The 25,734-nt window shown below is 64.2% G+C and carries 24 protein-coding genes; 12 read left to right on the forward strand and 12 right to left on the reverse strand.

The window, feature by feature from the left end; genetic code table 11:
* The first annotated feature begins 132 nt into the window (after nucleotides 1–132).
* Nucleotides 133–570, forward strand: a complete 438-nt coding sequence (locus IRZ77_RS05620) for a MarR family transcriptional regulator (RefSeq protein WP_046614656.1) — start codon at nucleotides 133–135, stop codon at nucleotides 568–570.
* Between the two features lie 105 nt (nucleotides 571–675).
* Here IRZ77_RS05620 and IRZ77_RS05625 read toward each other — a convergent pair whose 3' ends face one another.
* Nucleotides 676–2,862, reverse strand: a complete 2,187-nt coding sequence (locus tag IRZ77_RS05625; protein WP_108481267.1) for a patatin-like phospholipase family protein — start codon at nucleotides 2,860–2,862, stop codon at nucleotides 676–678.
* A 67-nt stretch (nucleotides 2,863–2,929) separates the two neighbouring features.
* Between IRZ77_RS05625 and IRZ77_RS05630 the strand changes: the two genes are divergently transcribed.
* Entirely contained in the window at nucleotides 2,930–3,211 is a 282-nt protein-coding gene (locus IRZ77_RS05630) for a SelT/SelW/SelH family protein (protein WP_003259082.1), read from the forward strand.
* Nucleotide 3,212: 1 nt separating this feature from the next.
* On the opposite strand, the gene IRZ77_RS05635 is transcribed toward IRZ77_RS05630, so the two are convergent.
* Both IRZ77_RS05635 and IRZ77_RS05640 read right to left on the reverse strand, forming a co-directional pair.
* Nucleotides 3,213–4,103: a DMT family transporter gene (locus IRZ77_RS05635; protein WP_108481266.1), complete on the reverse strand. Its 891-nt coding sequence runs from the start codon at nucleotides 4,101–4,103 to the stop codon at nucleotides 3,213–3,215.
* Between the two features lie 184 nt (nucleotides 4,104–4,287).
* Entirely contained in the window at nucleotides 4,288–5,055 is a 768-nt protein-coding gene (locus IRZ77_RS05640) for a helix-turn-helix transcriptional regulator (RefSeq protein ID WP_046614651.1), read from the reverse strand.
* Nucleotides 5,056–5,186: 131 nt separating this feature from the next.
* Between IRZ77_RS05640 and IRZ77_RS05645 the strand changes: the two genes are divergently transcribed.
* Nucleotides 5,187–5,999 carry a UDP-2,3-diacylglucosamine diphosphatase gene (locus tag IRZ77_RS05645; protein ID WP_085602243.1) on the forward strand — a complete coding sequence of 271 codons (813 nt, stop codon included), beginning with the start codon at nucleotides 5,187–5,189 and terminating at the stop codon, nucleotides 5,997–5,999.
* 142 nt (nucleotides 6,000–6,141) lie between these two features.
* On the opposite strand, the gene IRZ77_RS05650 is transcribed toward IRZ77_RS05645, so the two are convergent.
* Nucleotides 6,142–6,453, reverse strand: a complete 312-nt coding sequence (locus IRZ77_RS05650; RefSeq protein ID WP_046614649.1) for a DUF962 domain-containing protein — start codon at nucleotides 6,451–6,453, stop codon at nucleotides 6,142–6,144.
* A 153-nt stretch (nucleotides 6,454–6,606) separates the two neighbouring features.
* Here IRZ77_RS05650 and IRZ77_RS05655 point away from each other — a divergent pair, with 153 nt between their 5' ends.
* Nucleotides 6,607–7,668 carry an AraC family transcriptional regulator gene (locus tag IRZ77_RS05655; protein ID WP_108481263.1) on the forward strand — a complete coding sequence of 354 codons (1,062 nt, stop codon included), beginning with the start codon at nucleotides 6,607–6,609 and terminating at the stop codon, nucleotides 7,666–7,668.
* On the opposite strand, the gene IRZ77_RS05660 is transcribed toward IRZ77_RS05655, so the two are convergent.
* Nucleotides 7,625–9,079 (reverse strand): TrkH family potassium uptake protein, encoded by a 1,455-nt coding sequence (locus IRZ77_RS05660; protein ID WP_046614647.1) that lies wholly within the window; start codon nucleotides 9,077–9,079, stop codon nucleotides 7,625–7,627. The two genes, IRZ77_RS05655 and IRZ77_RS05660, sit on opposite strands and share 44 nt — an antisense overlap.
* Nucleotides 9,080–9,181: 102 nt before the next feature.
* Between IRZ77_RS05660 and IRZ77_RS05665 the strand changes: the two genes are divergently transcribed.
* On the forward strand, nucleotides 9,182–9,739 hold the full coding sequence (locus tag IRZ77_RS05665) for a nitroreductase family protein (RefSeq protein ID WP_085602242.1): 558 nt from the start codon (nucleotides 9,182–9,184) through the stop codon (nucleotides 9,737–9,739).
* Between the two features lie 234 nt (nucleotides 9,740–9,973).
* Here IRZ77_RS05665 and IRZ77_RS05670 read toward each other — a convergent pair whose 3' ends face one another.
* The 5 genes from IRZ77_RS05670 to IRZ77_RS05690 all read right to left on the reverse strand — a co-directional run bounded on the left by IRZ77_RS05670 (nucleotide 9,974) and on the right by IRZ77_RS05690 (nucleotide 13,608).
* Nucleotides 9,974–11,314, reverse strand: coding sequence for a sensor histidine kinase (locus IRZ77_RS05670; RefSeq protein ID WP_108481261.1), 1,341 nt, complete (start codon nucleotides 11,312–11,314; stop codon nucleotides 9,974–9,976).
* A gap of 60 nt (nucleotides 11,315–11,374) precedes the next feature.
* The gene (locus tag IRZ77_RS05675) at nucleotides 11,375–11,791 is read right to left on the reverse strand and encodes a Spy/CpxP family protein refolding chaperone (RefSeq protein WP_025340137.1); all 417 of its coding nucleotides are present in this window, start codon (nucleotides 11,789–11,791) and stop codon (nucleotides 11,375–11,377) included.
* Nucleotides 11,792–11,892: 101 nt separating this feature from the next.
* Nucleotides 11,893–12,570 (reverse strand): response regulator transcription factor, encoded by a 678-nt coding sequence (locus tag IRZ77_RS05680; protein ID WP_046614644.1) that lies wholly within the window; start codon nucleotides 12,568–12,570, stop codon nucleotides 11,893–11,895.
* A 143-nt stretch (nucleotides 12,571–12,713) separates the two neighbouring features.
* On the reverse strand, nucleotides 12,714–13,013 hold the full coding sequence (locus tag IRZ77_RS05685; RefSeq protein ID WP_015271283.1) for a YciI family protein: 300 nt from the start codon (nucleotides 13,011–13,013) through the stop codon (nucleotides 12,714–12,716).
* 1 nt (nucleotide 13,014) lies between these two features.
* Nucleotides 13,015–13,608 carry a septation protein A gene (locus tag IRZ77_RS05690; RefSeq protein WP_003259096.1) on the reverse strand — a complete coding sequence of 198 codons (594 nt, stop codon included), beginning with the start codon at nucleotides 13,606–13,608 and terminating at the stop codon, nucleotides 13,015–13,017.
* Between the two features lie 67 nt (nucleotides 13,609–13,675).
* Between IRZ77_RS05690 and IRZ77_RS05695 the strand changes: the two genes are divergently transcribed.
* The 6 genes from IRZ77_RS05695 to IRZ77_RS05720 all read left to right on the forward strand — a co-directional run bounded on the left by IRZ77_RS05695 (nucleotide 13,676) and on the right by IRZ77_RS05720 (nucleotide 20,190).
* Nucleotides 13,676–14,536 carry a PHP domain-containing protein gene (locus IRZ77_RS05695; protein WP_046614642.1) on the forward strand — a complete coding sequence of 287 codons (861 nt, stop codon included), beginning with the start codon at nucleotides 13,676–13,678 and terminating at the stop codon, nucleotides 14,534–14,536.
* A gap of 13 nt (nucleotides 14,537–14,549) precedes the next feature.
* A complete protein-coding gene (locus tag IRZ77_RS05700) occupies nucleotides 14,550–15,179 on the forward strand; it encodes an L-threonylcarbamoyladenylate synthase (RefSeq protein ID WP_046614702.1) in 630 nt (209 codons plus the stop codon).
* 125 nt (nucleotides 15,180–15,304) lie between these two features.
* Nucleotides 15,305–16,030 (forward strand): segregation and condensation protein A, encoded by a 726-nt coding sequence (locus IRZ77_RS05705; RefSeq protein ID WP_178081826.1) that lies wholly within the window; start codon nucleotides 15,305–15,307, stop codon nucleotides 16,028–16,030.
* Nucleotides 16,017–16,787, forward strand: a complete 771-nt coding sequence (gene scpB / locus IRZ77_RS05710) for an SMC-Scp complex subunit ScpB (protein ID WP_085602238.1) — start codon at nucleotides 16,017–16,019, stop codon at nucleotides 16,785–16,787. The genes IRZ77_RS05705 and scpB overlap by 14 nt, the downstream gene beginning before the upstream one ends.
* 273 nt (nucleotides 16,788–17,060) lie before the next feature.
* Nucleotides 17,061–18,128, forward strand: a complete 1,068-nt coding sequence (gene rluB / locus IRZ77_RS05715) for a 23S rRNA pseudouridine(2605) synthase RluB (protein WP_108481259.1) — start codon at nucleotides 17,061–17,063, stop codon at nucleotides 18,126–18,128.
* 643 nt (nucleotides 18,129–18,771) lie between these two features.
* The gene (locus tag IRZ77_RS05720) at nucleotides 18,772–20,190 is read left to right on the forward strand and encodes an amino acid permease (RefSeq protein WP_178081825.1); all 1,419 of its coding nucleotides are present in this window, start codon (nucleotides 18,772–18,774) and stop codon (nucleotides 20,188–20,190) included.
* A gap of 121 nt (nucleotides 20,191–20,311) precedes the next feature.
* On the opposite strand, the gene IRZ77_RS05725 is transcribed toward IRZ77_RS05720, so the two are convergent.
* Nucleotides 20,312–21,196, reverse strand: a complete 885-nt coding sequence (locus IRZ77_RS05725; RefSeq protein ID WP_196173083.1) for a LysR substrate-binding domain-containing protein — start codon at nucleotides 21,194–21,196, stop codon at nucleotides 20,312–20,314.
* Between the two features lie 152 nt (nucleotides 21,197–21,348).
* Here IRZ77_RS05725 and ydiJ point away from each other — a divergent pair, with 152 nt between their 5' ends.
* On the forward strand, nucleotides 21,349–24,369 hold the full coding sequence (ydiJ, locus tag IRZ77_RS05730) for a D-2-hydroxyglutarate dehydrogenase YdiJ (protein WP_108481258.1): 3,021 nt from the start codon (nucleotides 21,349–21,351) through the stop codon (nucleotides 24,367–24,369).
* A gap of 138 nt (nucleotides 24,370–24,507) precedes the next feature.
* On the opposite strand, the gene IRZ77_RS05735 is transcribed toward ydiJ, so the two are convergent.
* Entirely contained in the window at nucleotides 24,508–25,704 is a 1,197-nt protein-coding gene (locus tag IRZ77_RS05735; protein WP_196173085.1) for an MFS transporter, read from the reverse strand.
* Between the last annotated feature and the right edge of the window lie 30 nt (nucleotides 25,705–25,734).

The following is a 25,734-nucleotide window of genomic DNA, read 5'->3' on the forward strand; positions in this document are numbered from 1 at the left end:
GCAGAACTGCCAACTGCTGACCTTGGTCATGTTTTTTGACGATTATCGAGCATTCCAGAGGGCCCGAGCCTTGCCTCGTGGGACGGGCCATGGTTAGCTGCCTAATAATTAGATCTGTTCAATGAGTTGCTTATGCCCCTGACCGACAACCAACACCGCTTCGGCATGCAGCTGGCCCAGATGTCCCGAGGTTGGCGTGCCGAGTTGGACCGCCGCCTGGCCGGGCTCAACCTGTCCCAGGCGCGCTGGCTGGTGTTGCTGCACCTGGCCCGTTTCGAAGATGCCCCGACCCAGCGTGAGCTGGCCCAGAGCGTGGGCGTAGAAGGCCCGACCTTGGCGCGCCTGCTCGACAGCCTGGAGGCGCAGGGGCTGGTACGCCGGCAGGCGGTACTGGAAGACCGGCGGGCGAAGAAAATTGTGCTGTGCCCGCCGGCCAAGCCGCTGATCGACCAGATCGAGACCATTGCCAATCAACTGCGGGTTGAACTGTTCACCGGCGTGGACGAGGCGGAGCTGCAGGTGTGCATGCGGGTGCATGCCAAGATCCTGGCCAACCTGGAGAAGTCCTGAGAGGGCCTGTGAGAGCGGGTTTACCCGCGAACAATGCAACGGGGTGCATGGCACCGGCTTCGTCGGTGTTCGCGGCTAAAGCCCCTCCCACAATGTGTCCGGCACCTAGAAGGTATGCCCCAGGTTCAGGTATACCGCCTGCTCATGTGCACTGTTGGCACCATAAGTGAAGTTCAACGGCCCCAGCGGCGTCTCCAGCCCCAGGAAGATGCTCGCCGCGTTGATGTACCCGCTGTCGAACTCGTTGTCGTTGTTCCACGCACGCCCTCGCTCCAGCGACCCGCCGATGTACAGCGGGAAGTCCAGCGGCACGTAGGCCCGTGGCGTCAGGCGGCGGTAGTACACCATGCGCATCAGGCTCACGTTCTGCCCCGACACCGAGTCCTGACGGAAGCCTGACAGCTCCCGCGCGCCACCCAGCACGAAGCTCGACGTCACCACTTCGGTATTATCCAGCGTGCGCCCGTAGCGCCCGCCCAGCACGAAGGTGTTCGGCCCGCTGCTGATAGCCTTGTCCAGGTTGAACATCCACTGCCGGTAATCCTGGTCGGAATCCAGCGACTGGTCATATTTGCGCAAGGTCAGGCCGATATCCTCGCCGCGGTGCGGGAAGTACACATTGTCGAGGGTGTCGAACGAATACTTCAGTTCGTAGAAACCTTCGTTGAAACTGACCTTGGGCAGGTCCTGGTCGCCGATGCGCACCTCGGCTTCGCCCCAGGCCTTGCCCACGCCCAGGCGCACCTCACCACTGTTGCCGATCTGCCGCCCCACGTTCAGACCAAAACCGTATCGCTCCAGTCGGTACTCGGCCACCGGGTCGTTGTCCAGGGTGGCTTCGATGTTCTGCGAACCGAAGTCCAGGTATGGCGCGATGAAATAGCGCGAACCCACGTCCAGCGGCTGGTAGAACTCGCTGTAGAGCTCTTGCTGGTCGCCGATCTGGCCACGGGTCAGCCATTCGGCGCCGAGGCTGTTGATGCCGTTGACCCGGTAGCTGGCGCCCAGGTTGAAGGCGCTGTCGCCGCGCAGGTCGTCCGACAGGTTCAGGCCCAGACGCAGGTAGTCGGTGCCACCGCGTCGGCCACGGGCGTTGATTACCAAAGTGTTGTCGTCGCCCTTGTGCACCACGCGGTACTGCACCCGGTCGAAGTAGTCCAGGCCGTACAGCGTGCCCATGTCGGTCTGCAGGCGGCCGAGCTCCAGCGGTGCGTCGATGGGTTGGCGAATGTACGAGCGGATGACCTCGTCGCTGACCTTGGAGTCGTTCTCGATCCTGATCGCGGTGATCGTCGGCGTGCGCTGGCGCGGCGAACGGGCCACCGCCAGGCTGCTGTCACCTTCGGGCTGACGCAGGGCGGCAAGGCGCGGGTCGAGCAGGCGGGTGGCGCGGTAGCCAGCCTCGATCATTTCCCGGGCGCGGCCAAAATCGGTAACGCCAAAGGCAGCCAGCGGTGGCTGGATGAGGATGTCGTCGCGGTGCAGGCTGGCCAGTTGTTCTTCCGAGTTGCGGCGGGTCATCAAAGTGATCGACTGGTTGAGCACGTCGACCACGGTGGCCAGCTGCTTGCGGTCACGCAGCGGGGTGCCGATGTCGACCACGATGGCCAGGTCCACCCCCATTTCGCGGGCGACGTCCACCGGGATGTTGTCGACCATGCCGCCGTCCACCAACAGCCGGCCGTCCAGCTCGACCGGGGCGAACACCGCCGGGATCGACATGCTGGCGCGGATCACCTGGGGCAGGTGGCCGCGGCGGAACACCACCTTTTCGCCACTGGCGATGTCGGTGGCCACGGCGCGGAACGGGATAGGCAGCTTGTCGAAGTCGCGGGTGTCGGCGGTGTGCGCCAGCTTGCTTTCCAGCAACAGCGCCAGGTTCTGGCCCTGGATCACCCCCAGCGGCAGGCCCAGGCTGCCGTCGTCGCGAAAGCTGAGCTTCTGCTTGACCAGGAAGTCGCGATCATCCTGCTTGCGTCGGAACGGCACGTCCTTGCGCGGTGGAGCGTCGGACAGCGCCTGCTGCCAATCGAGGGTGGTGGCGAGCTTTTCCAGCTCCTCGACACTGTAGCCAGAGGCATACAGGCCGCCGACCACCGCCCCCATGCTGGTGCCGGCGATGGCGTCGATGCGCACGCCCTGTTCCTCCAGGGCCTTGAGCACACCGATGTGGGCCAGGCCGCGGGCCGCGCCCCCCGACAGCACCAGGCCAACCTTGGGCCTGGCCGGTTCGGCGGCGAATACCGTCAGGGTGGTGAGGGCAAGCAGGAAACAGAACAGCAAACGGCGCATCGTGAGTCTCAAACCGTGGGCTAAAGACCGCTAGTATAAGCGGCCCCTCACCTGGAGATGCGTCACCATGGCCGACAGCAAACCGGAAATCGTCATCACGTATTGCACACAGTGCCAATGGCTGCTGCGTGCCGCCTGGCTGGCCCAGGAGCTACTCAGCACATTTGCCGACGACCTTGGCCGAGTGGCCCTGGAGCCCGGCACCGGCGGTATCTTCCGCATTACCTGCAATGGCGTGCAGATCTGGGAGCGCAAGGCCGACGGTGGCTTCCCCGAGGCCAAGGTGCTGAAGCAGCGGGTGCGCGACCAGATCGACCCGCAGCGTGACCTGGGCCATAACGACCGCTGAATCAGGCGCCCTCGGCCAATGGTCGCTGCCTGGGCGGTTGTTCGGCCGCCAGGCGGCTGGACAGCACGATGGCGAAGATGATCAGTGCGCCGCCCAGCAGCATGCGCAGTGTCGGAGTTTCGGCGAACACCACCCAGGCCACGGCTATGCCGTAGACCGGTTCCATGCCGAACACCACGGCGGCGGTGCGCGCCTTGATCACCGACAGGCTGGCGACGAACAGGCTGTGCGCCACGCCGGTGCAGAAGATGCCGAGCAAGGCGATCCACAGCCAGTCCATGGTGGCTACGCCGGCCAGGTCCGGCGCCGCGAAAGGCAGCAGGCACAAGCCCACCACCAGATTCTGCCAGAGCGCCGCCTGCACCGCGGGCAGGCGGCCGGAACCGGCGCGGTTGGTGAGTGACAACAGGGAGAACAGTAGCCCCGACAGCAATGACCAGAGCAAACCACCGGTGGCTTCACTGGCCAGGTCGAATGCCGGTGTGACCAGTACCAGGCCGATGCTTACCAGCAACACCAGCAAAGCCTCGTTGCGGCGGATGCGTTCGCGGAACAGCAGGCCTTCGAGGATCACGGTAAAGGCCGGGAAGCTGGCGAAGCCGAGGGTGGCGATGGCCACGCCGGCGACCTTTACCGCGATGAAGAAACTGACCCAGTGCCCGGCCAGCAGCACGCCGCCGAGCAGCAGGCGGCGGGCGTCCTGGCCGTTCAGGCGTTGCCAGCCCGGCCCGGCCAGGCTGGCGAACAGGGCCAGGGCGAGCACGGCAAAGGCGGCGCGGCCGAAGACGATTATCGCCGGGCTGGCGCTGGTAGCCAGTTTGCCGAAGACGCCGGTGAGGCCGAAGAACAGCGCGCCGATGTGCAGGGCCCCGAGGGCGGTGCGGTGGTTCATGGGTGGTCCTTGCTCAAGATCTCTACTGACAGTACTGGCCTCTTCGCGGGCACGCCCGCTCCCACAGGTTTTGCACAAGTCTCGAAAGCAGTGAGGTACCTGTGGGAGCGGGCGTGCCCGCGAAAGGGCCGGTACAGGCTCAGTGTATAGGCTCAGGAGAACGCATTCTGTCGCAAGACTGCTGTCAGTTGTCGCCAGACTCTCGCCGCAATGCCAACGGCGTACACCCGAACGCCCGCAACATCGCCGCCGAAAACGCACTCTGCGAGCTGTACCCCACCTGCGCCGCAATCTCCCCCATCGGCAGCAAGGTCTGCACCACCAGGCGCCGCGCCTTGAGCAAGCGCCGCTGGCGAATGTAGTCCATCGGCGTCATCCCGCATTCCGCCGTAAAGCGTGCATGCAGGCGGGCACTGGACAACCCGGCGATGCGCGCCAGGTCAGCCACTTGCAGCGGGTAGGCGGCATGCCGCTCGATATGCGCATCGAAGGCGGCATAGGGCAGGCGCTGGCTGGCTGCGACGCTGGCTGCCACCGTGGGGTTGAGGCTGGCCAGCAGCAGCGCTGCCCCTTGCCGGGCAATCAGCGGGTCGTGCATGGGGCTGGTCGCCAGCCAGTCCACCAATTGCTGCTGACGCTCGTCCAGACCCAGTGCGGCGGGGCGGTCGAGCAGGCGGCGGCTGGCATCGGCATGTTCGCCCAGTTGCTCGCGCAACCAGTGGTCCCCTGGTACATCCAGCACCAGGCAATCGCTGCCGCCATCGCTGGCGCAGGTGTGATGGGCGCCCGCCGGTACCACGATCAGCCCCTGTCGATCGATCCCGGCGCCATGCCCCTGCACCTCGAACTCCAGGCGACCGCGCAGGCCGAACACCAGTTGCGGGTGTTCGTGGCTGTGGGCGATCAGGCTGTCGCGGTAATGGCGCAGCGAGAGGATCGGGCCGGCGGTCATGGGGAGAGTCGTCCTCGCAGGGCAGAACCGCATTGTGCCTCATTCCCTGCAGTCCATCACTCGTAACGGTTTTGCCACCGCGCTGTCATCCGCGGCTGCCAGTCTCCAGCAAACTGCGCCGGAGCCTGCCCATGACCCATGCTGAACTGTCACGTGCCTCGCGCAAGCAACGCGTGCGTACCCTGTGGATTTCCGATGTGCATCTGGGCACCCGCGATTGCCAGGCCGAACACCTGTCGCGGTTCCTGAAAGGCTACCAGGCCGACCGCATCTACCTGGTGGGCGATATCATCGATGGCTGGAAGCTGCGCGGCGGAATCTACTGGCCTCAAGCCCACACCAACGTGATCCGCCGCCTGCTGACCATGAGCAAGCGCGGCACCGAGGTGATCTATGTCACCGGCAACCATGACGAATTCCTGCGCCGATACTCCAAACTGGTCCTCGGCAACATCCAGCTGGTGGACGAAGCCGAGCACCTGACCGCCGATGGCCGCCGCCTGCTGGTGATCCATGGCGACCAGTTCGACGTGATTACCCGTTACCACCGCTGGCTGGCGTTCCTCGGTGACCGTGCCTACGAGTTCACCCTGGTGCTCAACCGCTGGCTCAACCACTGGCGTGCCCGCTATGGATACGGCTATTGGTCACTGTCGGCGTACCTGAAGCACAAGGTCAAAGGCGCGGTGAACTTCATCAGCGACTTCGAGGATGCCATTGCCCACGAGTGTACCCGCCGCGGTTTTCATGGGGTGGTGTGTGGGCATATCCACCATGCCGAGATTCGCCAGGTAGGGGAGGTGGAGTACCTCAATTGCGGGGATTGGGTGGAGTCGTGCACGGCGCTGATCGAGCATTGGGATGGCACGATCGAGCTTTATCGGCTGGCGGAGGCGCAGGCGCGTGAAGCGCAGGCCGCGGCGGCGATGCGCGAACCGGCGTAGGGTTTGAGAGCCCTGAGGGCTGCGTTGCAGCCCTTTCGCGACACAAGGCCGCTCCTACAACGACCGCGTGAACCCGGAATTTATGCGGACCTTGTAGGAGCGGCCTTGCGTCGCGATGGGCCGCAAAGCGGCCCCAAAAAATCTACAGGCTGATCTTGCCCAACAGAATATCCCTGAACATCACGAAATCCCCGAACAGGCTATACAGCGGATGGGTAAAGGTCGCAGGCCGGTTCTTTTCGAAAAAGAAATGCCCGACCCAGGCAAAGCCATAGCCGAACACAGGCAAGGCCAGCAGCAGCAACCATTTGCCACTGCCGATGGTGTAGGCCAGCAGGGCAATCACCAGGCTGGTGCCGACGAAGTGCAGGCGGCGGCAGGTGGGGTTGCTGTGCTCGCCAAGGTAGTAAGGGTAGAACTCGGCAAAACTGCGAAAATGCGCTGTGCGGTTCATGGCAGTGCTCCGGGATTAATACTTCTGGACAAGATGCACGGCGTGGAGCCTGAATCGAGTCTAGAGTGACTGGCGAGGCCTATCAGTGACAATAGGCGCCAATTGAATATCCTTGGGGTTCACCGCAGGAGCGGTCAGCATAAAATGCCTGTCATGAGCGAAAGAACCACGTCAGCCAGCTGGGCATCAGGGATCGTGAAGGCACTCGAACTGGAAGGGCTGGACTGCCGGGCCATGTTCAAGCAGCTGGGGCTGGATTTCGCTGCTCTCGACGACCCCGATGCGCGCTTCCCCCAGGACTCCATGACCCGGCTGTGGCAACTGGCGGTGGAACTGTCGGGCAACGAGGCCATAGGCCTGAACATGGCACGGGTGGTGCGCCCGGCGTCGTTCCATGTGGTGGGCTATGCGTTGATGTCCAGCCGCACCCTGGCCGAAGGCTTCGAGCGCCTGGTGCGTTACCAGCGCATCATCGCCGAGAGCTCCGACCTCAGCTTCGTCCTGGGCCCCGAGGGCTATTCGCTGATCCTGACCGTACACGGCGACCATCTGCCACCGACCCGGCACAGTGCCGAGGCATCGCTGGCCTGCGCACTGGCGCTGTGCAGCTGGCTCAGCGGCCGGCCGGTGCAACCGCGCCGGGTGCTGGTGCAGGGGCCGCAGCCAAAGGACATCGAACCGTACAAGGTGGCGTTCCATGCACCGCTGGTGTTCGGTGCACCGCACGATGCGCTGGTGTTCGAGCGCGCCGACATGGAGGCGCCACTGCCTACCGCCAACGAAGCCATGGCCATCCTGCATGACCGCTTTGCCGGCGAATACCTGGCGCGCTTCTCGGAAAGCCGGGTCACCCACCGCGTGCGCCAGGTACTGTGCCGCATCCTGCCGCAGGGCGAACCCAAGCGCGAAACCCTGGCCCAGGCCCTGCATCTGTCACAGCGCACCTTGCAGAGGCGGTTGCAGGAAGAGGGCACCAGCTTCCAGACCCTGCTCGACGATACCCGCCGTGAACTGGCCGAACAGTACCTGGCGCAGCCAGGCATGACCCTGCTGGAAACCGCCTACCTGCTGGGTTTTGCCGACCCCAGCAATTTCTATCGGGCGTTCCGCCGCTGGTTCCATGCCACGCCTGGTGAATACCGCGCCCGCCTGTGTGCGGAGCCCGAGGTGGTCAGTGACGCCAGAACGCCGGCATGCACAACACTAGCACGGTGATGATTTCCAATCGGCCGAGCAGCATGCCGCTGGCGAGAATCCACTTCGCAGCGTCCGGCAGTGTGGCGTAGTTGCCCGACGGGCCGATCACTTCACCCAGGCCCGGGCCCACGCCCGAGACCGTGCCGGCAGCGCCGGTCAGGGCGGTCATCCAGTCCACGCCAAGCAACGACAGCAGCAGCGCCATGACGCAGATGGTGATGGCGAAGAAGAACGAGAAGGTCAGGATCGAGCGCACGATTTCTTCGTCGAGGCGGTGACCGTTGTACTTCTGCTTGATCACCGCGCGCGGGTGGATCAGCTGGTTGAGGCTGGCCTTCAGCAGGATGTAGGCGACCTGGAAGCGGAAGATCTTGATGCCACCTGCCGTCGAGCCGGAGCAGCCGCCGACGAAACCCAGGTAGAAGAACAGCATGAGCGAGAAGTTGCCCCACAGGCTGTAGTCACCCAGGGCGAAGCCGGTGGTGGTGACCACCGAAGTCACGTTCAGCGCCACGTGGCGCAGGGCGTCGAGCCAGTGCAGGTTGGTGGTGGCCCAGTACCAGGTGCCTAGCACCAGCCAGGTGACCACCAGCATGCCCAGCAAACCCTGCACCTGCTGGTCGCGGATCAGTGCCTTGCGGTTGCCGCGCAGGGTCGCCACGTAAAGGGTGAAGGGCAGGCTGCCGAGGATCATCACCACCACCGCGACCCAGTGCACGGCTGGAATATCCCACTTGGCCAACGACTGGTCGGAGGTGGAAAACCCGCCGGTGGAAATCGCCGACATGGCGTGGTTGATCGCATCGAACGGGCTCATGCCTGCCCACCAGAAGCCCAGCGCGCCGAGGATCGAGAAACCGACGTACACCCCAACGATCGACTTGGCGACCATGTGCGAGCGCGGCATGACCTTTTCCGAGCGGTCGGAGGACTCGGTCTGGAACAGGCGCATGCCACCGATGCGCAGCAGCGGCAGGATCGCGACCGCCATGCCGATGAAGCCGATGCCGCCGAGCCAGTGCAGCATCGAACGCCACATCAGGATGCCCGGTGACATGTTATCCAGCCCGCTGAGCACGGTGGCGCCGGTGGCGGTGATGCCCGACATGCTTTCGAAGAAGGCATCGGTGTAGCTGATGTGCTGGGTCAGCAGGAACGGCAGGGCAGCAAACACGCATACCACCAGCCAGCTGCTGACGGTCAGCAGGTACATGTCGCGTGGGCGCAGGTGCACATGCTCGGGGCGGCCCTGGAGCACCAGGGCCAGGCCGGCGATGAAGGTGATCAGGCTCGACCAGAGGAACGACGGCATGTCACGGGTGCGTTCGAAGATCACCAGGGTCACCATGGGGACGGCCATGCTGACGGCGAGGGTAATCAGGAAGATGCCGATGATGAAACCAATGATCCTTAAGGTCGGCAACGCCATGTGATCTGCTCTGACTCGAAACGGAAGGGCGCCATTCTACCTATGGGTCTGGTGATGTAAACGCTAGAATGGCGGCACATTTACCTGCCAGGAGGGTAGCCGATGGAGGCTCTCGACGCATTGCTCAACCGTGTTTCCGTGCCACGCCTGACCGACCCGGCGCCCAATGCCGCCCAGCGCGAGGCGCTGTTCCAGGCCGCTCTGCGCGCCCCGGACCACGGCCAGCTGCGGCCTTGGCGCTTCCTCACCATCGAAGGCCAGGGCCGCGAGAAGCTGGGTGAATTGTTCGCCGAAGCGCTGCAGCACAAGGGGGACGCCAGCCAGGCTGCCCTGGACAAGGCCCGCGCCATGCCCCTGCGGGCGCCGTTGCTGATCGTGGTGATTGCCAAGTTGCAGGACCACTTCAAAGTGCCCAAGTCCGAGCAGCGGCTGGCGGCGGGCTGCGCGGCACACGGCATCCTGATCGCGGCGCATGCCCAAGGTATCGGTGCAGTGTGGCGCACCGGGGACATGGCTTTCGATGCCCATGTGCACAAGGGCCTGGGGCTGGCCGCGAACGAGGAGCTGATCGGGTATCTGTATGTGGGTACGCCGCTGACCGAGCCGCGTACGGCGCCTATTCTGGAAACCGCTGGTTTTGTCAGTGCCTGGGGCGAGTAACGCAGCCTTGGGCTGATTGCAGTATCAAGGCATCCGGCCCTTTCGCGGGTAAACCCGCTCCCACAGGTGTGGCGCAAATTTCAGGCCTTGTACAGTACTTGTGGAAAGGGCGGGTGCCTTTACAGCGCTTCAGCCGCCCGCTGCTTCCACAGGTGTGGCGCAAATTTCAGGCCTTGCACAAGTACCTGTGGGAGCGGGTTTACCCGCGAAGAGGCCGGGGGCATTTACATCACATCAACTGCCTGTCGCTTCAGTCACAGGCAACTCCAGTCGAGCCACAAAGCCCCCCTGCGGATGGTTCTCCAGCACCAGGCTGCCACCATGGCGCTCCGCCGCCTTGCGTGCAATCGCCAGCCCCAGGCCATGCCCCGGCGCTTCCTGCCCTGGCGCACGGAAGAACGGTTCCCCCAGCTGCGCCAAGTGTTCCGCCGCCGCCCCCGGCCCATGGTCACGCACGCTGATCACGATACGGTCCTGTTCGCGCACGGCGCTGATTTCAATCGGCTGCCCCTGCGGGTTGAAGCGCAGGGCGTTACGCAGCAGGTTGTCGACGGCACGCTCGATCAGGGTTGGCCAACCTTGCAAGGTCAACCCCGGCTGAGCCTCCAGGCGCACGTCCTGCTCTGGTGCGCTGAGCTGGGCGTCCTTGCGCACGCTGCCGAGCAGGGCGTTGAGGTCGACCGGCTCGGCATGGGCCTGTTCGGCATCGACCCGCGCCAGGGCGAGAATTTCGCTGATCAGGTCTTCCAGGCGGTCGCATTCGCGGGTCAGGCGTGGCCACAACGCCTCACGCTTCTCGGGCTCGGCGCGCTCGGCCAGGGCCAGGGCGATACGCAGCCTGGCCAGCGGTGAGCGCAGTTCATGGGACACATCGCGCAGCAACTGGCGCTGGCTGCCGATGGTGCTTTGCAGGCGCGAGCCCATCTTGTTGAAGTCCTTGGCCAACACGCCGAACTCGTCACGCCGCGCCGCCAGCTGCGCCAGGCTGTTCTGCTGGTAAGTGGTCTGGCCCAGGTCATGCACGGCGCTGCGCAGGCGACTGAGCGGGCGGGTGATGGACAGGGTGACCAGCAGGCTGAACAGTGTCAGCACCACCAGGGCAATGCCCAGCGCACTGAGCGGCCACAACAGGCTTTCGCGGTGCCAGGCATCCAGCGCCGGGTGAGGGATGCGGTAGATCAGCAGGTACGTTTCGCCGGTGTCGGGGCTGGTGTATTCCTCGGTCAACCGGCGCCACGGCAGGCGCCGCTGGTCATTGTGCTGGCGTGCCTCGAAGGCCGCCGCACGGCGCGGGAAGGTGCCGGGCACCACGGCTTCGCCACTGTCGTCGAGCACCTGCACGTCAATCTTGTAGCGGTCCTTGCGCCGTTCCAGGAAGTGCTGTGCCGAAGCCAGGCCTTCCTGCTCGTAGTGCTTGGCCCACTTGCTGGCCAGGGTATTCAGGCCCGGGTGGCGGCTGAGGATCCAGGCGTCCTGGTTGAGCATATGGCCCAGCAGGATCGACAGGCCCGCAACCAGGGTGATGGCCAGCCAGAAACTGGCCAGGATGCGCCAGAACAGTGAACGCAAGTGCACCTCCTGCAAACAAGAAAAGCCCGGCTCGCTCTGAGGCGGGCCGGGCATCGGGCGGACAGCTTACTGGGCCTTGTTGCCTTTTTCAGCTTTCCAGGCCTGGAACTCCTGCCACTCGGCTTTCTGTGCGGCGCGTTCCTTCTGCAGTTCGTCGAACTTCTTCTGCTGCTCAGGCTTGAGCAGGGCACGGACCGCGCTGTCAGTCTTGTCGCGGTTGGCCTGCAGTTCGTCCTTCATCGCCTTCTGGTCAGCGGCCGGCAGTTTGGACAGGTAGCGCTCGGTAATGTCGCGGCGCTGTTTCATCTGTTCGCCCATCAGCTTGCCGATCTGCTGGCGCTGGTCACGGCTCAGGTCCAGCTGGTGGAAAGGCGCATCACCGCGATGATGTGGGCCGTCGTGGCGCGGGCCGCCTTCAGGCATGGCCATGGCCACGGTCGGCAGGGCGGCGGCGAACATCAGGGCGATAAGGGTCTTGCGCATGGTGTCTCTCCTTTCATGGGCCGGTGGTTACCGGATGAGCACAGTCTAGGGAGATCACCGTCAAGCGCGGTCAGTGGATGGTAAAGGCTCGGTAAAGATGTTCAGAGGCAGTAGTAATAGCCACGGCTGCGCAGGGCGACGATGCGCGGCCGGCCATCGGCGTGGGGGCCGATCTTCTTGCGCAGGTTGCTGACGTGCATGTCCAGGCTGCGGTCGTACAGGGTCAGCTTGCGGCCCAGGCCGATCTGCGCCAGTTCCTGCTTGTCCAGCGGCTCGCCGGGTTGGCGCAGCAGCGCTTCGAGAATGCGGCTTTCGGACAGGGTCAGGGTCATTTCGCGGCCATCGATACTGGCCACGCCACGGGCAGGGCTGTAGACCAGGTCGCCCAGTTCCACCTGGCTGGTGGTGGCGGTGGGGTGGCTGCGGCGCAGCACGGCACGCAGGCGAGCGGTGAGTTCACGCGGGTCGCAGGGTTTGGCCAGGTAGTCGTCAGCGCCTAGTTCCAGGCCGAGGATGCGGTCCAGCGGCTCGCCGCGGGCCGAGAGCATCAGCACCGGCAGTTCGGCATGCTCGCTGCGCAACTGCTTGAGCAGTTCCAGGCCACTGCCGTCGGGCAGCATCACGTCCAGCACCACGGCCGCCGGGGCATGCGTGGCCAAGGCATGGCGTGCGCTCTGGCCATCGTGGCAGGCGCGCACGGTAAACCCTTCCTGGGTCAGCCAGCTGCCGAGCAGCTCGCACAGCTCCTGGTCATCATCTATCAGTAACAGCTCGCTCATGACTCACTCAATTCAACCATTGACGGCGGCTATTCGGCCCGCCAGTGGCAAAGATACCGCAGACTGATGGCAACAGTATAACTGCCGGTACCGCGCGGCCTTCTTCGCGGGTTTAGCCGCGAAGAAGGCCGCGCGGTCTCAGGTCAAGGCAGCACTTGCTTGAACGGCTTGACCACTACCTTGTCGTACACGCCCGCGGCAATGTAAGGGTCGGCATCGGCCCAGGCCTGCGCCGCGGCCAGGGAGTCGAACTCGGCAACGATCAGGCTACCGCTGAAACCCGCTTCGCCCGGGTCGTTGCTGTCGATGGCCGGGTGCGGGCCGGCCAGTACCACGCGGCCCTCCGCCTTCAGCTGCTGCAGGCGTTCGATGTGCGCCGGGCGGGCGGCCAGGCGTTTTTCCAGGGAGTTTGCGACGTCGCTGGCGATGATGGCGTAGAGCATGTCAATCCTTGGGTTTGGAGGTAGAAGGGTCGTCGTGCAGGTGGCGTGACAGGTACACGCCCTGCGCCACGAGGAACATCACGGTCATGCCCAGGCTGCCGAATACCTTGAAGTCGACCCAGAAGTCCTGGAAGGTGAAGGCAACGAACAGGTTGGCCGCGCCGCAGAACAGGAAGAAGCCGATCCAGGCCAGGTTCAGGCGGGTCCAGATGGCATCGGGCAGGCTCAGGGCGTGGCCCATGATGCGCTTGATCAGCACCCGGTCGCCGATGAAGTGGCTGCCTGCGAAGCCCAGTGCGAACAGCCAGTTCACCACCGGCGCCTTCCATTTCAGGAAGGTTTCGCTGTGGAAGGTCAGGGTCAGGCCGCCGAACACCAGGCAGGCCACCAGAGTCAGCCACTGGCCCTTTTCCAGCTTGCGCTGGCGCAGGAACAGCGCGCCATAGACTACCAGCGAGCTGATGATCAGCATGGCCGTTGCACTGTAGATGCCGCCGAATTCGAAGCTGTGGCCGGCGACTTCCATGGGACGCGGGTCGAGCTTGTAGACGATGAAGAACAGCAGCAGCGGGATGAAATCGATGAATTGTTTCACAATGGCAGCCAGAATCGGGATGTGACGGCATAATAACAAACATCGATTCCAGCGAAAGCGCTCCTCCATGAATGTTGATCTGCACTGTCACAGCACGGCCTCCGACGGCGCCCTGTCGCCCTCGACACTGGTCGCCCGGGCCCATGAGCACGGGGTGCAAACGCTGGCACTGACCGACCATGACACCATCGAAGGCCTGCCCGAGGCGCGCCAGGCGTGCCGCGACAGGGGCATGCACTGGGTCAGCGGGGTAGAGCTGTCGTGCACCTGGGGTGGCGCGACCATCCATGTGCTGGGCTATGACTTCCCGCTCGACGCGCCACCCCTGCTGGCGGCGATCGAAGCGCTGCACCATGGCCGCTGGCTGCGCGCCGAAGAAATCGACAAACGGCTGGCGGCCAAGGGCATGCCTGGTACCCTCGACGGCGCCCGCGCCGTGCAGCACGAACTGGGCGATAGCGGCAACGCCCCGGCGCGGCCGCATTTTGCGGAGTACCTGGTGCGTGCCGGGCACGTCAAGGACCGCGGCGAGGCGTTTCGCAAATGGCTGGGGGCCGGCAAGCTGGGGGACGTCAAACAGCACTGGCCGACCCTTGACGAAACCGTTGCCACCCTGCGGCAGTCCAACGCTTGGGTGAGCCTGGCGCATCCCATGCACTACGATCTGACCCGCAGCAAGCGCAGAAGGCTGATTGCCGACTATATTCAGGCAGGCGGGCAGGCGCTTGAAGTGGTCAACGGGATGATGCCTGCCGAGCAGGTGGGCACCATGTCCATCCTCACCCGTGAGTTCGGCCTGCTGGCAAGCGCCGGCAGTGACTTCCACGGCCCCGGCACCTGGGGCGAGATCGGTGCCTACCGGCCTTTGCCCGAGGACCTGCCACCTCTGTGGCGCCGATTCAGTCATGAACAGCCTTTGGCGGTATGAACAGGATGACTACGTGAGCCAATTTTTCCAGATTCATGCGGAGAATCCGCAGGCGCGCCTGATCAAACAGGCCGTCGAGATCATTCGCAAGGGCGGCGTGGTGGTGTATCCGACCGACTCGGCCTATGCCCTGGGGTGCCAGATCGGCAACAAGGCAGCGATCGAGCGGGTGCGGCGCCTGCGTGGCCTGGACAAGACCCACAACTTCACCCTTATGTGCTGCGACATGTCGCAGCTGGGGTTGTACGCCAAGGTCGACACCGGCACCTTCCGCCTGCTCAAGGCCCATGTGCCCGGGCCTTACACCTTCATCCTCAATGGCACCCGCGAGGTGCCGCGCCTGCTGCTGCACGAAAAGCGCCGCACCATCGGCTTGCGCGTGCCGGACCATGCCATCACCCTGGCCCTGCTGGCCGAACTGGGCGAGCCGCTGATGAGCGTGAGCCTGATCCTGCCGGGTGACGACGAGCCGATGACCGACCCTTACGAGATCCGCGAGCGCCTGGAGCATCATGTGGACCTGGTAATCGACGGCGGTTTCGGTGACCTCAAGGCATCGACCATCATCGACCTGTCCGGCGATGAGCCGGAGCTGGTCCGTGAAGGCTGCGGCGACCCCACGCCGTTCCTGGTCAACGCGTGAGTCAGGCGGAAGCACCCGAGGCGCCGGCCGAGCAGGCCGAGGTACCTCGACAGCTGCAGTTGGCCCTGGTCTATGGCGAGGCCCTGACCGAGCTGCCCCTGGACCTGTACATCCCGCCGGACGCCCTGGAAGTCATCCTCGAAGCCTTTGAAGGCCCGCTGGACCTGTTGCTGTACCTGATCCGCAAGCAGAACATCGACATCCTCGACATCCCGGTGGCGGAAATCACTCGCCAGTACATGGGCTACGTGGAACTGATGAAGAGCGTGCGCCTGGAACTGGCCGCTGAATACCTGGTGATGGCTGCCATGCTCGCCGAGATCAAGTCGCGCATGTTGCTGCCGCGCTCGGCCGACGTCGAAGAGGAGGAGGGTGACCCGCGCGCCGAACTGATCCGCCGGCTGCAGGAGTACGAGCGCTTCAAGGCCGCCGCCGAAGGTATCGATGAATTGCCACGGGTTGGCCGCGAGGTAGTGGTGCCGCGCCTGGAGGCACCGCAGGCCAAGGTGCGCAAGCTTTTGCCCCAGGTCAGCCTGGAAGAGCTGCTGGTGTCGATGGCCGAGGTGATGCGCCGCAACGACCTGTTCGAAAGCCATCAGATCACCCGCGAGACGTTGTCCACCCGCGAGCGCATGAGCCAGGTGCTGGAACGCCTGAAGGGCGGCGGTTTCGTGCCGTTCGTCGACCTCTTTGCTGCCGAGGAGGGCAAGCTGGGCGTGGTGGTGACCTTCATGGCGATTCTCGAGTTGGTGAAGGAATCGCTGATCGAACTGGTGCAGAATGAACCCTTCGCCGCCATCCACGTGCGGCTACGCCCGGCGCTTGTTGAAGAACCTGATGAACCTGAATGAACCCCGCGACCTGGCGTCGCTGATCGAAGCCTTCCTGCTGGCCTCGGGCAAGCCACAATCCCTGGAGCGCCTGTACGAGCTGTTCGAGGAAGCCGAACGACCGGAACCCAAGGCCTTCAGGCACGCTCTGGAGCTGCTGGGCGAGTCGTGCAATGGCCGCGCCTTCGAACTCAAGGAGGTGGCCAGCGGTTACCGCCTGCAGATTCGCGAAGACTTTGCGCCGTGGGTCGGGCGCCTGTGGGAAGAACGCCCGCAGCGCTACTCGCGCGCGCTGCTGGAAACCTTGGCCTTGATCGCCTACCGCCAGCCCATTACCCGTGGCGAAATCGAGGATGTGCGTGGCGTGGCGGTGAACAGCAATATCATCAAGACCTTGATGGAGCGCGAGTGGATCCGTGTGGTCGGCTACCGCGAAGTGCCCGGGCGGCCGGCGATGTTCGCCACTACCAAGGCGTTTCTCGACCATTTCAACCTCAAGAGCCTGGATGAGCTGCCAGCCTTGGCCGAGCTGCGGGAGATGGAGCCCGAGCCGCTGCTCGACCCGGACGATGCGCCTGTGCCAGCGCACCTGCAGGCTTTGGCTGATGCCAGCCTTGCGGAAGAGGAGGAGGTTGCCGAGCCGAAGGAGGAGACCAGCTTCCGAAGCCTGCTGGTGGAGCTCGATGCGATGGAAGAAGGGCTGAAGACCGATTTTGATGATTTGCGCGAGGAAGAGACTGAGGCCTCGGTGGAGGAAGAGGGCAAGTTGCAGCCCTGATCTGCAGTTGCCTGTACCGGCCTCTTCGCGGGTGAACCCGCTCCCACAGGGATACCACAGCTTCTGAATGTGGTGCTGTACCTGTGGGAGCGGGTTTACCCGCGAAAGGGCCTGCATTGCCAATACACCACCATTAGGCAGAAACCCCTCGCAAAGCCCACAAAACCCTCTACCCTCCAGTGCGTTCCCCCGCCGAACCGCGTATGATGCGCGGCCTTTTGGCGTGTTCGTCGCCAGAACCCATATTTCATTCCTACACCGGGAGGTGCCCAGATGAGTGAGCAAGACCTGCAAGATACCGAAATCACCCCTCCATCCGGCGAAAAGCTGCAGAAAGTGCTGGCGCGCATTGGCGTTGGCTCGCGCCGTGACGTCGAGGCCTGGATCAGCCAGGGCCGCATCAAGGTCAACGGCGTCGAGGCCACCCTCGGCCAGCGCGTCGACCTGCACGACGCCATTGCCGTGGATGGCAAGCTGATCAAGCGCGAAGAGGCCGCCGAGGCCACCCGCCGGGTGATCATGTACAACAAGCCCGATGGCGAAATCTGCACCCGTGACGACCCGGAAGGTCGCCCGACCGTGTTCGACCGCCTGCCACGGCCGAAAGAAGGCCGCTGGATCAACATCGGCCGCCTTGACATCAACACCACCGGCCTGCTGCTGTTCACCACCGACGGTGAACTGGCCAACCGCCTGATGCACCCGTCCTACGAGATGGACCGTGAGTACGCGGTACGTGTGCGTGGTGAGGTCGATGACGAGATGATCGAGCGCCTGAAGGCCGGCGTTATGCTGGAAGACGGCCCGGCCAAGTTCACCGACATCCAGAAGGCACCCGGTGGCGAAGGCTTCAACCACTGGTACCACTGCGTGGTGATGGAAGGCCGCAACCGTGAAGTGCGTCGCCTGTGGGAGTCCCAGGGCATGGTGGTCAGCCGCCTGAAGCGCGTGCGTTTCGGCCCGGTGTTCCTCAACTCCGACCTGCCGATGGGCCGCTGGCGTGAAATGACCCAGGGCGAAATCGACATCCTTGCTGCTGAAGTGGGCCTGCAGCCGGTGGCGCTGCCAGCCATGAAGCTCAAGGCCAAGGACAAGATGGAGCGCCTGCAGCGCAAGTCGACCCGCCCGCTGGGCCGTGGCGAGCGCGTGCGCAACCTGCGCCCGGCTCACGAAGGTGCTGCTGCCGGCGAACGCCCGGCGCGCCAGCCGCGTGAAGAGGCCCCGCGCAAGACCGGCCGTGGCAGCACCGTGGCCGAGCGCCCGAGCGAGATGCGCAAGCGTCCGGCCAAGCCTGACGGTGACAAGCCGGCAGGGCGTGGCCGCGGCAAACCGCGTGGCTGATTGGCCTTTGCGTTGAAACAGAACCAGCCTTCGGGCTGGTTTTTTTATGCCTGTGAGAATTTGGGGCTGCGCAGCAGCCCCAAGATATTGAACAAAAAGAATTTTCGGACGACTGGCAAGTTCCCGAACCACTCCGTAAAGAAAACTGTACGAATGTGGGCGGTTTCAGCCCGGATTTCAGATTAGGTCGAATCGTGTAAACAAACCTTGCCGCCGACACCTCGTCAAAACAGCCAGCCACGCCCCACCCACCCTTGCCCAAAGCCCCGCCCCACGGTGTTATAGCCGCCATTGCCGTGTGCAAAAGCCGGTCCACAGAGCCAGGCTGATAAAACAACAAATGGAGGCGCCATGTACGCCGATCACTCCGCCTTTCAAGGCCCACACCACAGGATCGCTGCGTTTTTTCCCGAGGAAACGATGCAACGCGTTGACGCCTGCGCGTTTGCAGGGGTATACAGTGCGCCGCGTTTTACCTGTGACTCCTTTGCGTACCGCGCACTCTTGATCACGCCTGGTTGACCCGCCCCGGCGGCACCTGAGATCAGGAAACCCAAGGTAACCACCTTGCCCATTCCGCTGCGCCACGAGCGCGGTGGGTCCGATTCCGTCACAGATAAAAACAATGCAGGTGACTTCGTTCATGAGTGGACAAAACATGCATTCAGGCGAGCTCAAGCGGGGCCTGAAGAACCGCCATATCCAGTTGATCGCCCTCGGCGGTGCGATTGGTACCGGCCTGTTCCTCGGCTCGGCAGGCGTGATGAAATCCGCTGGCCCGTCGATGATCCTTGGTTACGCCATCTGCGGCTTCATCGCCTTCATGATCATGCGCCAACTCGGCGAAATGATCGTCGAAGAGCCAGTGGCCGGCTCGTTCAGCCATTTCGCCCACACCTACTGGGGTGGTTTCGCCGGCTTCCTGTCGGGCTGGAACTGCTGGGTGCTGTACATCCTGGTGGGCATGTCGGAGCTTTCGGCGGTCGGCAAGTATGTCCACTACTGGTGGCCGGAGATCCCCACCTGGGTCACGGCGGCAGCGTTCTTCGTGCTGATCAACGCCATCAACCTGATGAACGTGAAGTTCTTCGGTGAGGCCGAATTCTGGTTTGCCATCATCAAGGTGGTGGCCATCGTCAGCATGATCGGCCTGGGTGCCTACCTGCTGACCAGCGGCAGCGGCGGCCCTGAAGCCACCGTGGCCAACCTGTGGTCTCACGGCGGCTTCTTCCCGAACGGTGTCAGCGGGCTGGTAATGGCCCTGGCCTTCATCATGTTCTCCTTCGGTGGCCTGGAAATGCTCGGTTTCACCGCCGCCGAGGCCGACAAGCCGAAGACCGTGATCCCCAAGGCGATCAACCAGGTCATCTACCGTATCCTGATCTTCTATGTCGGTGCCCTGGTGGTGCTGCTGTCGCTGACCCCATGGGACAACCTGGTCGCCAGCATCGATGCGTCTGGCGGCAGCTATGGCAGCAGCCCGTTCGTGCAGGTGTTCTCGCTGCTGGGCAGTGACGTGGCTGCGCACCTGCTGAACTTCGTGGTCCTGACTGCAGCGCTTTCGGTGTACAACAGCGGCACCTACTGCAACGCCCGCATGCTGCTGGGCATGGCCGAGCAGGGCGATGCCCCGGCGTCGCTGGCCAAGGTCGACAGCCGTGGTGTGCCGGTGCGCTCGATCCTGGTGTCGGCAGGCGTGACGCTGATCGCGGTGCTGCTCAACTACCTGATGCCGCAAAACGCGCTGGAGCTGCTGATGTCGCTGGTGGTGGCCACCCTGGTGATCAACTGGGCGATGATCAGCTACTCGCACCTGAAGTTCCGCCAGCACCTGGACCGCACTGGCCAGAAGCCGCTGTTCAAGGCGCTGTGGTACCCCTACGGCAACTACATCTGCCTGGCGTTCGTGGTGCTGATCCTGGGCATCATGCTGATGATCCCGGGTATCCAGGTTTCCGTGTATGCGATACCGGTGTGGCTGTTCGCCATGTTCGTGGTCTACATGGTCAAGCCGCGTCGCAGGGCGCAGGCCCTTGGGGCTGCTGGTAGCGTCGCCAAGTAAGGCGCTGCAGGTAGCGTACAAATAACCCGAAGTCAGGAACTGGCTTCGGGTTTTTTATTGCCTGTACCGGCCCCTTCGCGGGGAGCGGGTTTACCCGCGAAGGGGCCGGTACAGGCAAAAATCAGATCTGCTCCAGCAACCAACTGCGAAACGCCCGCAGCGACGGCAACGCCTCATTGCGCGGTGGGTAGATCAGGTAATAACTGCGCTGGCTGGCAAATGCCACCCCGGGGCTGTGCAGCTCACCCTTGGCCAGTTCTTCCTCCACCAGTATGCGCGGCACCAGGCCGATGCCGATCCCGGCCCGTACCGCCTGGATCAGGTGCGAGGTCAACTCGAAGCTCGGCCCCAGGCGCATCGCCCGGTGCGCCAGGCCATGGTGCGAGAACCACTCGCCCCAGGCATGCGGATTGTTGGCCACATTCAGCAGCACCTCTTCACTGATGCGTGCAGGGCTCCAGCCCTGGCTGTCCGCGCCAGCCTCCGGCGGCAATATCACCACCAGTTCCTCGGCATGCAGGCGATGGCAGATCAACCCCGGCAAGTCGTGGCTGGCCACGCCGATGGCGGCATCGATCTCGCTGGTGTCGAAGTTGATGGCTTCGATGCGTGAATGTATGTGCACCAGCATGCCCGGGTGAGCGCTGTAGAAGGCGTGCAGCCGTGGCAGCAGCCATTTCGAGCCGAAGGTGGGCAGTGTGGCCAGGCGCAGGGTGCCCACCCCCGACTGGTAGGCCAATGCCTGCAAGGTGGCACTGCGGATGCGCCCCAGTGCCTCGCTGAGCTCGCGCTGGTACAGGCGGCCGACATCGGTCAGCTGCACCTGGCGCCCATCGCGGCGGAACAGGGTCAGACCCAGTTGCTGCTCCAGCGCCTGCACCTGGCGGCTGACCGCGCTCTGGGTCAGCGACAGCTCGGCGGCGGCGCGGGTGTAGCTTTCATGCCGGGCGGCAGCCTCGAAAGCCAGTAGCAGCGACATGGATGGGGTCAGATGGCGGTAATTCATTCATGAAAGTCATTGATAGCGGCAGGATTATCCGTTTGCCCCTGAAGCAAAACTACAGGAACATTGGCCTGCACGTCACCTCCGCATGCCAACACTCATGCCGGAACGACAGGAATCCCGTGAATTAGCCAATATCAAGAGGCCATCCTTCGATGATCGCCCAGCTGCCGACCGTTGCCCCGAGCGCCAACTACCCCGAATTCCTCGAAGCCCTGCGCAACAGCGGCTTCCGTGGCCAGATCAGTGCCGACTACGGTACCCGCACGGTGCTGGCCACCGACAACTCGATCTACCAGCGCTTGCCACAGGCGGCGGTGTTCCCGCTGGACGCCGACGATGTGGCGCGGGTCGCCACGCTGATGGCCGAGGAGCGCTTCCAGCAGGTCAAGCTGACCCCGCGCGGCGGTGGTACCGGCACCAACGGGCAGTCGCTGACCGACGGCATCGTCGTCGACCTGTCGCGGCACATGAACAAGATTCTCGAAATCAACGTCGAGGAACGCTGGGTGCGGGTGCAGGCCGGTACCGTCAAGGACCAGCTCAACGCCGCGCTCAAGCCGCACGGGCTGTTCTTCGCCCCCGAGCTGTCCACCTCCAACCGTGCCACTGTCGGCGGCATGATCAACACCGATGCCAGTGGCCAGGGGAGCTGTACCTATGGCAAGACCCGCGATCACGTACTGGAGCTGCACAGTGTGCTGCTCGGTGGCGAGCGCCTGCACAGCCTGCCGATCGACGATGCCGCGCTGGAACAGGCCTGTGCCGCGCCCGGCCGGGTCGGCGAGGTGTACCGCATGGCCCGGGAGATTCAGGAAACACAGGCCGACCTCATCGAAACCACCTTCCCCAAGCTCAACCGTTGCCTGACCGGCTACGACCTGGCGCACCTGCGCGACGAGCAGGGCCGCTTCAACCTCAACAGCGTGCTGTGCGGTGCCGAGGGCTCGCTGGGTTATGTGGTCGAAGCCAAGCTCAATGTGCTGCCGATTCCCAAGTACGCCGTGCTGGTCAACGTGCGTTACACCAGCTTCATGGATGCCCTGCGTGATGCCAACGCGCTGATGGCGCACAAGCCGCTGTCGATCGAGACCGTCGACTCCAAGGTGCTGATGCTGGCGATGAAGGACATCGTCTGGCACAGCGTCGCTGAATACTTCCCGGCCGACCCCGAGCGCCCGACCCTGGGCATCAACCTGGTGGAGTTCTGTGGCGACGAGCCGGCCGAGGTCAATGCCAAGGTGCAAGCGTTCATCCAGCACCTGCAGAACGACACCAGCGTCGAGCGCCTGGGCCACACCCTGGCCGAGGGCGCCGAGGCGGTGACCCGCGTCTACACCATGCGTAAACGTTCGGTGGGCCTGCTGGGCAACGTCGAGGGCGAAGTGCGCCCGCAACCGTTCGTGGAAGACACCGCGGTGCCGCCGGAGCAACTGGCCGACTACATCGCCGACTTCCGTGCACTGCTCGATGGCTACGGCCTGGCCTACGGCATGTTCGGCCACGTCGATGCCGGTGTGCTGCACGTGCGCCCGGCACTGGACATGAAGGACCCGGCCCAGGCCGCACTGGTCAAGCCGATTTCCGACGCAGTGGCGGCGCTGACCAAAAGCTATGGTGGCTTGCTGTGGGGCGAGCACGGCAAGGGCCTGCGTTCGGAATATGTGCCGGAGTACTTCGGCGAGCTGTACCCGGCGCTGCAGCGCCTGAAGGGTGCTTTTGACCCGCACAACCAGCTCAACCCGGGCAAGATCTGCACCCCGCCAGGCAGCGCCGAGGGCCTGACCAAGGTCGATGGTGTGACGCTGCGCGGTGACCTCGACCGTACTATCGACGAACGCGTGTGGCAGGACTTCCCTAGCGCCGTGCACTGCAACGGCAACGGCGCCTGCTACAACTACGACCCCAACGACGCCATGTGCCCGTCGTGGAAGGCCACCCGTGAACGCCAGCATTCGCCCAAGGGCCGTGCCTCGCTGATGCGCGAATGGCTGCGCCTGCAGGGCGAGGCCAACATCGACGTGCTGGCGGCGGCGCGCAACAAGGTGTCGTGGCTCAAGGGCCTGCCGGCACGTCTGCGCAACAACCGTGCGCGCAGCCAGGGCCAGGAAGACTTCTCTCATGAGGTGTACGACGCCATGGCCGGCTGCCTGGCGTGCAAGTCGTGCGCCGGGCAGTGCCCGATCAAGGTCAACGTGCCGGACTTCCGCTCGCGCTTCCTCGAGCTGTACCACGGCCGTTACCAGCGCCCGTTGCGTGACTACCTGATCGGTTCGCTGGAGTTCACCATCCCGTATCTGGCTCACGCGCCCAGGCTGTACAACGCGGTGATGGGCTCGAAGTGGGTGAGCAAGCTGCTGGCCGACAAGGTTGGCATGGTCGACAGCCCACTGATCAGCCGCTTCAACTTCCAGGCCACCCTGACTCGCTGCCGCGTCGGCGTGGCCAGCGTGCCGGCCCTGCGTGAACTGACCCCGGCCCAGCGCGAACGCAGCATCGTGCTGGTGCAAGATGCCTTTACCCGTTACTTCGAGACGCCGCTGCTGTCGGCCTTCATCGACCTGGCGCACCGCCTGGGCCACCGGGTGTTCCTGGCACCGTACAGTGCCAACGGCAAGCCACTGCACGTTCAGGGCTTCCTCGGTGCGTTCGCCAAGGCGGCGATCCGCAATGCCACCCAGCTCAAGGCCCTGGCCGAGTGCGGCGTGCCGCTGGTGGGCCTGGACCCGGCGATGACCCTGGTGTATCGCCAGGAGTACCAGAAAGTGCCGGGCCTGGATGGCTGCCCGCAGGTGCTGTTGCCGCAGGAGTGGTTGATGGATGTGCTGCCGGAGCAGGCACCGACCGCGCCGGGCAATTTCCGCCTGATGGCGCACTGCACCGAAAAGACCAACGTACCGGCCAGCACCAGGCAGTGGGAGCAGGTGTTCGCCCGCCTTGGCCTGAAGCTGGTGACCGAGGCGACTGGCTGCTGCGGCATGTCCGGTACCTACGGGCACGAGGCCCGCAACCAGGACACCTCGCGGACCATCTTCGAGCAGTCGTGGGCGACCAAGCTGGACAAGGAAGGCGAGCCGTTGGCGACAGGTTACTCGTGCCGCAGCCAGGTCAAGCGCATGACCGAGAGGCAGATGCGTCACCCGCTGGAAGTGGTGCTGCAGTACGCCAAGCGCTGACTATCAGGGCCTCGGGGCTGCCTTGCAGCCCCCTGGTTTACGCCGTCCCTGTAGGAGCAGCCTTGCGCTGCGAAGAGGCCGGTAGAGCCAATAGGTTTTCTTCGGCAGTAATGGCCTCTTCGCAGCACAAGGCTGCTCCTACAAGTCCCGTGCATGCCTTGAAGATGATGCCTGCCGATACAGATACAGGCTCAACACCAGCCCGCAAGCCGCCGCCGCTGCCGCAAACAGAAACATCGAAGCAAACCCGAACCCCGCCGCCACCGCGCCAACCAGCGGCCCGGTCACCCCCAACGACAAATCGATGAATAGCGAATAAGCCCCCACCGCCGCCCCGCGGTTGGCCGCCGACACTTGGTTCACCGCCTCCACCCCCAGTGCCGGGAACACCAGCGAGAAGCCGAACCCGCTCAGCGCGGCCCCTGCCAACGCCAGTTCGGCGCTGGGCGCCAGCCACAGCATCAGCAGCCCAAGCGTTTCCACCGACAGGCAGGCAATCGCCACCCGGAACCCGCCAAGCCGGTTGATCAGGTTGCCGAACAGCAGCCGAGCGCTGATGAAGCTGGCGCCGAACAGGCTCAGGGTCAGTGCCGCATTGGCCCAGCCGCGGCTGGCGTAATACAAGGTGATGAAGGTGGCGATGGTGCCAAAGCCGATCGAGCCCAGGGCAAGCCCCGAGCCGTGCGGGAACACCTTGCCCAGCACCCGCAGGAACGGCAGGCGCACGCCACTGACGATCGGCGCGGCCTGTTTGGGCCAGGCCAGCAGCAACCCGAGCGCACATAGCAGGATGATGCTCGCGCCCATGCTCCACAGCCCCAGGTTCCTGACCATCAGCACACCCAGCGGAGCGCCGATGGCCAGCGCGCCATAGCTGGCGATGCCGTTCCAGGAAATGACCTTGGCCGTGTTTTCGGCACCTACACGGCCAATGCCCCAGCCAATGGCGCCAGAGCCCACCAGGCTTTCGGCGCTGCCGAGCACCAGGCGGCCGACCAGCAGGCAGGCCAGGCTCAGCCAGGGCAGGTGGATGAGGAAGGCGCAGGCCAGCATGAACACCCCGCTGAGCCCGCAGCCGGCCAGGCCATACATGACCGCCTTCTTGCTACCGTGATTGTCGATGATGCGGCTGGCGGTGGGGCGGCTGAGCAGGGTGGCCAGGTACTGCACGCTGATCACCAGCCCCGCGACCACGGCACTGAAGCCCAGATCGTTGTGCACATGGCCGGGCAATACGGCCAGCGGGATGCCGATGTTCAGGTAGCCGATGAAGGTGAAGAGGACGATGGAGACGACTTGCAGGGTGACCGCAAGGAAGTGCGGTGAGTGGGGCATGAGGGCCTACGTGGGTTCTGGACGGTGTGA

It is taken from the genome of Pseudomonas pudica, from assembly GCF_015680405.1.
GTDB classification, from domain to species: domain Bacteria; phylum Pseudomonadota; class Gammaproteobacteria; order Pseudomonadales; family Pseudomonadaceae; genus Aquipseudomonas; species Aquipseudomonas pudica.

Excerpts from the sequence above, each read along its gene's own strand:
- IRZ77_RS05620 (WP_046614656.1), top strand. The coding sequence starts at position 133 with ATGCCCCTGACCGACAACCAACACCGCTTCGGCATGCAGCTGGCCCAG.
- IRZ77_RS05625 (WP_108481267.1), bottom strand. The coding sequence starts at position 2,862 with ATGCGCCGTTTGCTGTTCTGTTTCCTGCTTGCCCTCACCACCCTGACG.
- IRZ77_RS05630 (WP_003259082.1), top strand. The coding sequence starts at position 2,930 with ATGGCCGACAGCAAACCGGAAATCGTCATCACGTATTGCACACAGTGC.
- IRZ77_RS05635 (WP_108481266.1), bottom strand. The coding sequence starts at position 4,103 with ATGAACCACCGCACCGCCCTCGGGGCCCTGCACATCGGCGCGCTGTTC.
- IRZ77_RS05640 (WP_046614651.1), bottom strand. The coding sequence starts at position 5,055 with ATGACCGCCGGCCCGATCCTCTCGCTGCGCCATTACCGCGACAGCCTG.
- IRZ77_RS05645 (WP_085602243.1), top strand. The coding sequence starts at position 5,187 with ATGACCCATGCTGAACTGTCACGTGCCTCGCGCAAGCAACGCGTGCGT.
- IRZ77_RS05650 (WP_046614649.1), bottom strand. The coding sequence starts at position 6,453 with ATGAACCGCACAGCGCATTTTCGCAGTTTTGCCGAGTTCTACCCTTAC.
- IRZ77_RS05655 (WP_108481263.1), top strand. The coding sequence starts at position 6,607 with ATGAGCGAAAGAACCACGTCAGCCAGCTGGGCATCAGGGATCGTGAAG.
- IRZ77_RS05660 (WP_046614647.1), bottom strand. The coding sequence starts at position 9,079 with ATGGCGTTGCCGACCTTAAGGATCATTGGTTTCATCATCGGCATCTTC.
- IRZ77_RS05665 (WP_085602242.1), top strand. The coding sequence starts at position 9,182 with ATGGAGGCTCTCGACGCATTGCTCAACCGTGTTTCCGTGCCACGCCTG.
- IRZ77_RS05675 (WP_025340137.1), bottom strand. The coding sequence starts at position 11,791 with ATGCGCAAGACCCTTATCGCCCTGATGTTCGCCGCCGCCCTGCCGACC.
- IRZ77_RS05680 (WP_046614644.1), bottom strand. The coding sequence starts at position 12,570 with ATGAGCGAGCTGTTACTGATAGATGATGACCAGGAGCTGTGCGAGCTG.
- IRZ77_RS05685 (WP_015271283.1), bottom strand. The coding sequence starts at position 13,013 with ATGCTCTACGCCATCATCGCCAGCGACGTCGCAAACTCCCTGGAAAAA.
- IRZ77_RS05695 (WP_046614642.1), top strand. The coding sequence starts at position 13,676 with ATGAATGTTGATCTGCACTGTCACAGCACGGCCTCCGACGGCGCCCTG.
- scpB (WP_085602238.1), top strand. The coding sequence starts at position 16,017 with ATGAACCTGAATGAACCCCGCGACCTGGCGTCGCTGATCGAAGCCTTC.
- rluB (WP_108481259.1), top strand. The coding sequence starts at position 17,061 with ATGAGTGAGCAAGACCTGCAAGATACCGAAATCACCCCTCCATCCGGC.
- IRZ77_RS05720 (WP_178081825.1), top strand. The coding sequence starts at position 18,772 with ATGAGTGGACAAAACATGCATTCAGGCGAGCTCAAGCGGGGCCTGAAG.
- IRZ77_RS05725 (WP_196173083.1), bottom strand. The coding sequence starts at position 21,196 with ATGAATTACCGCCATCTGACCCCATCCATGTCGCTGCTACTGGCTTTC.
- ydiJ (WP_108481258.1), top strand. The coding sequence starts at position 21,349 with ATGATCGCCCAGCTGCCGACCGTTGCCCCGAGCGCCAACTACCCCGAA.
- IRZ77_RS05735 (WP_196173085.1), bottom strand. The coding sequence starts at position 25,704 with ATGCCCCACTCACCGCACTTCCTTGCGGTCACCCTGCAAGTCGTCTCC.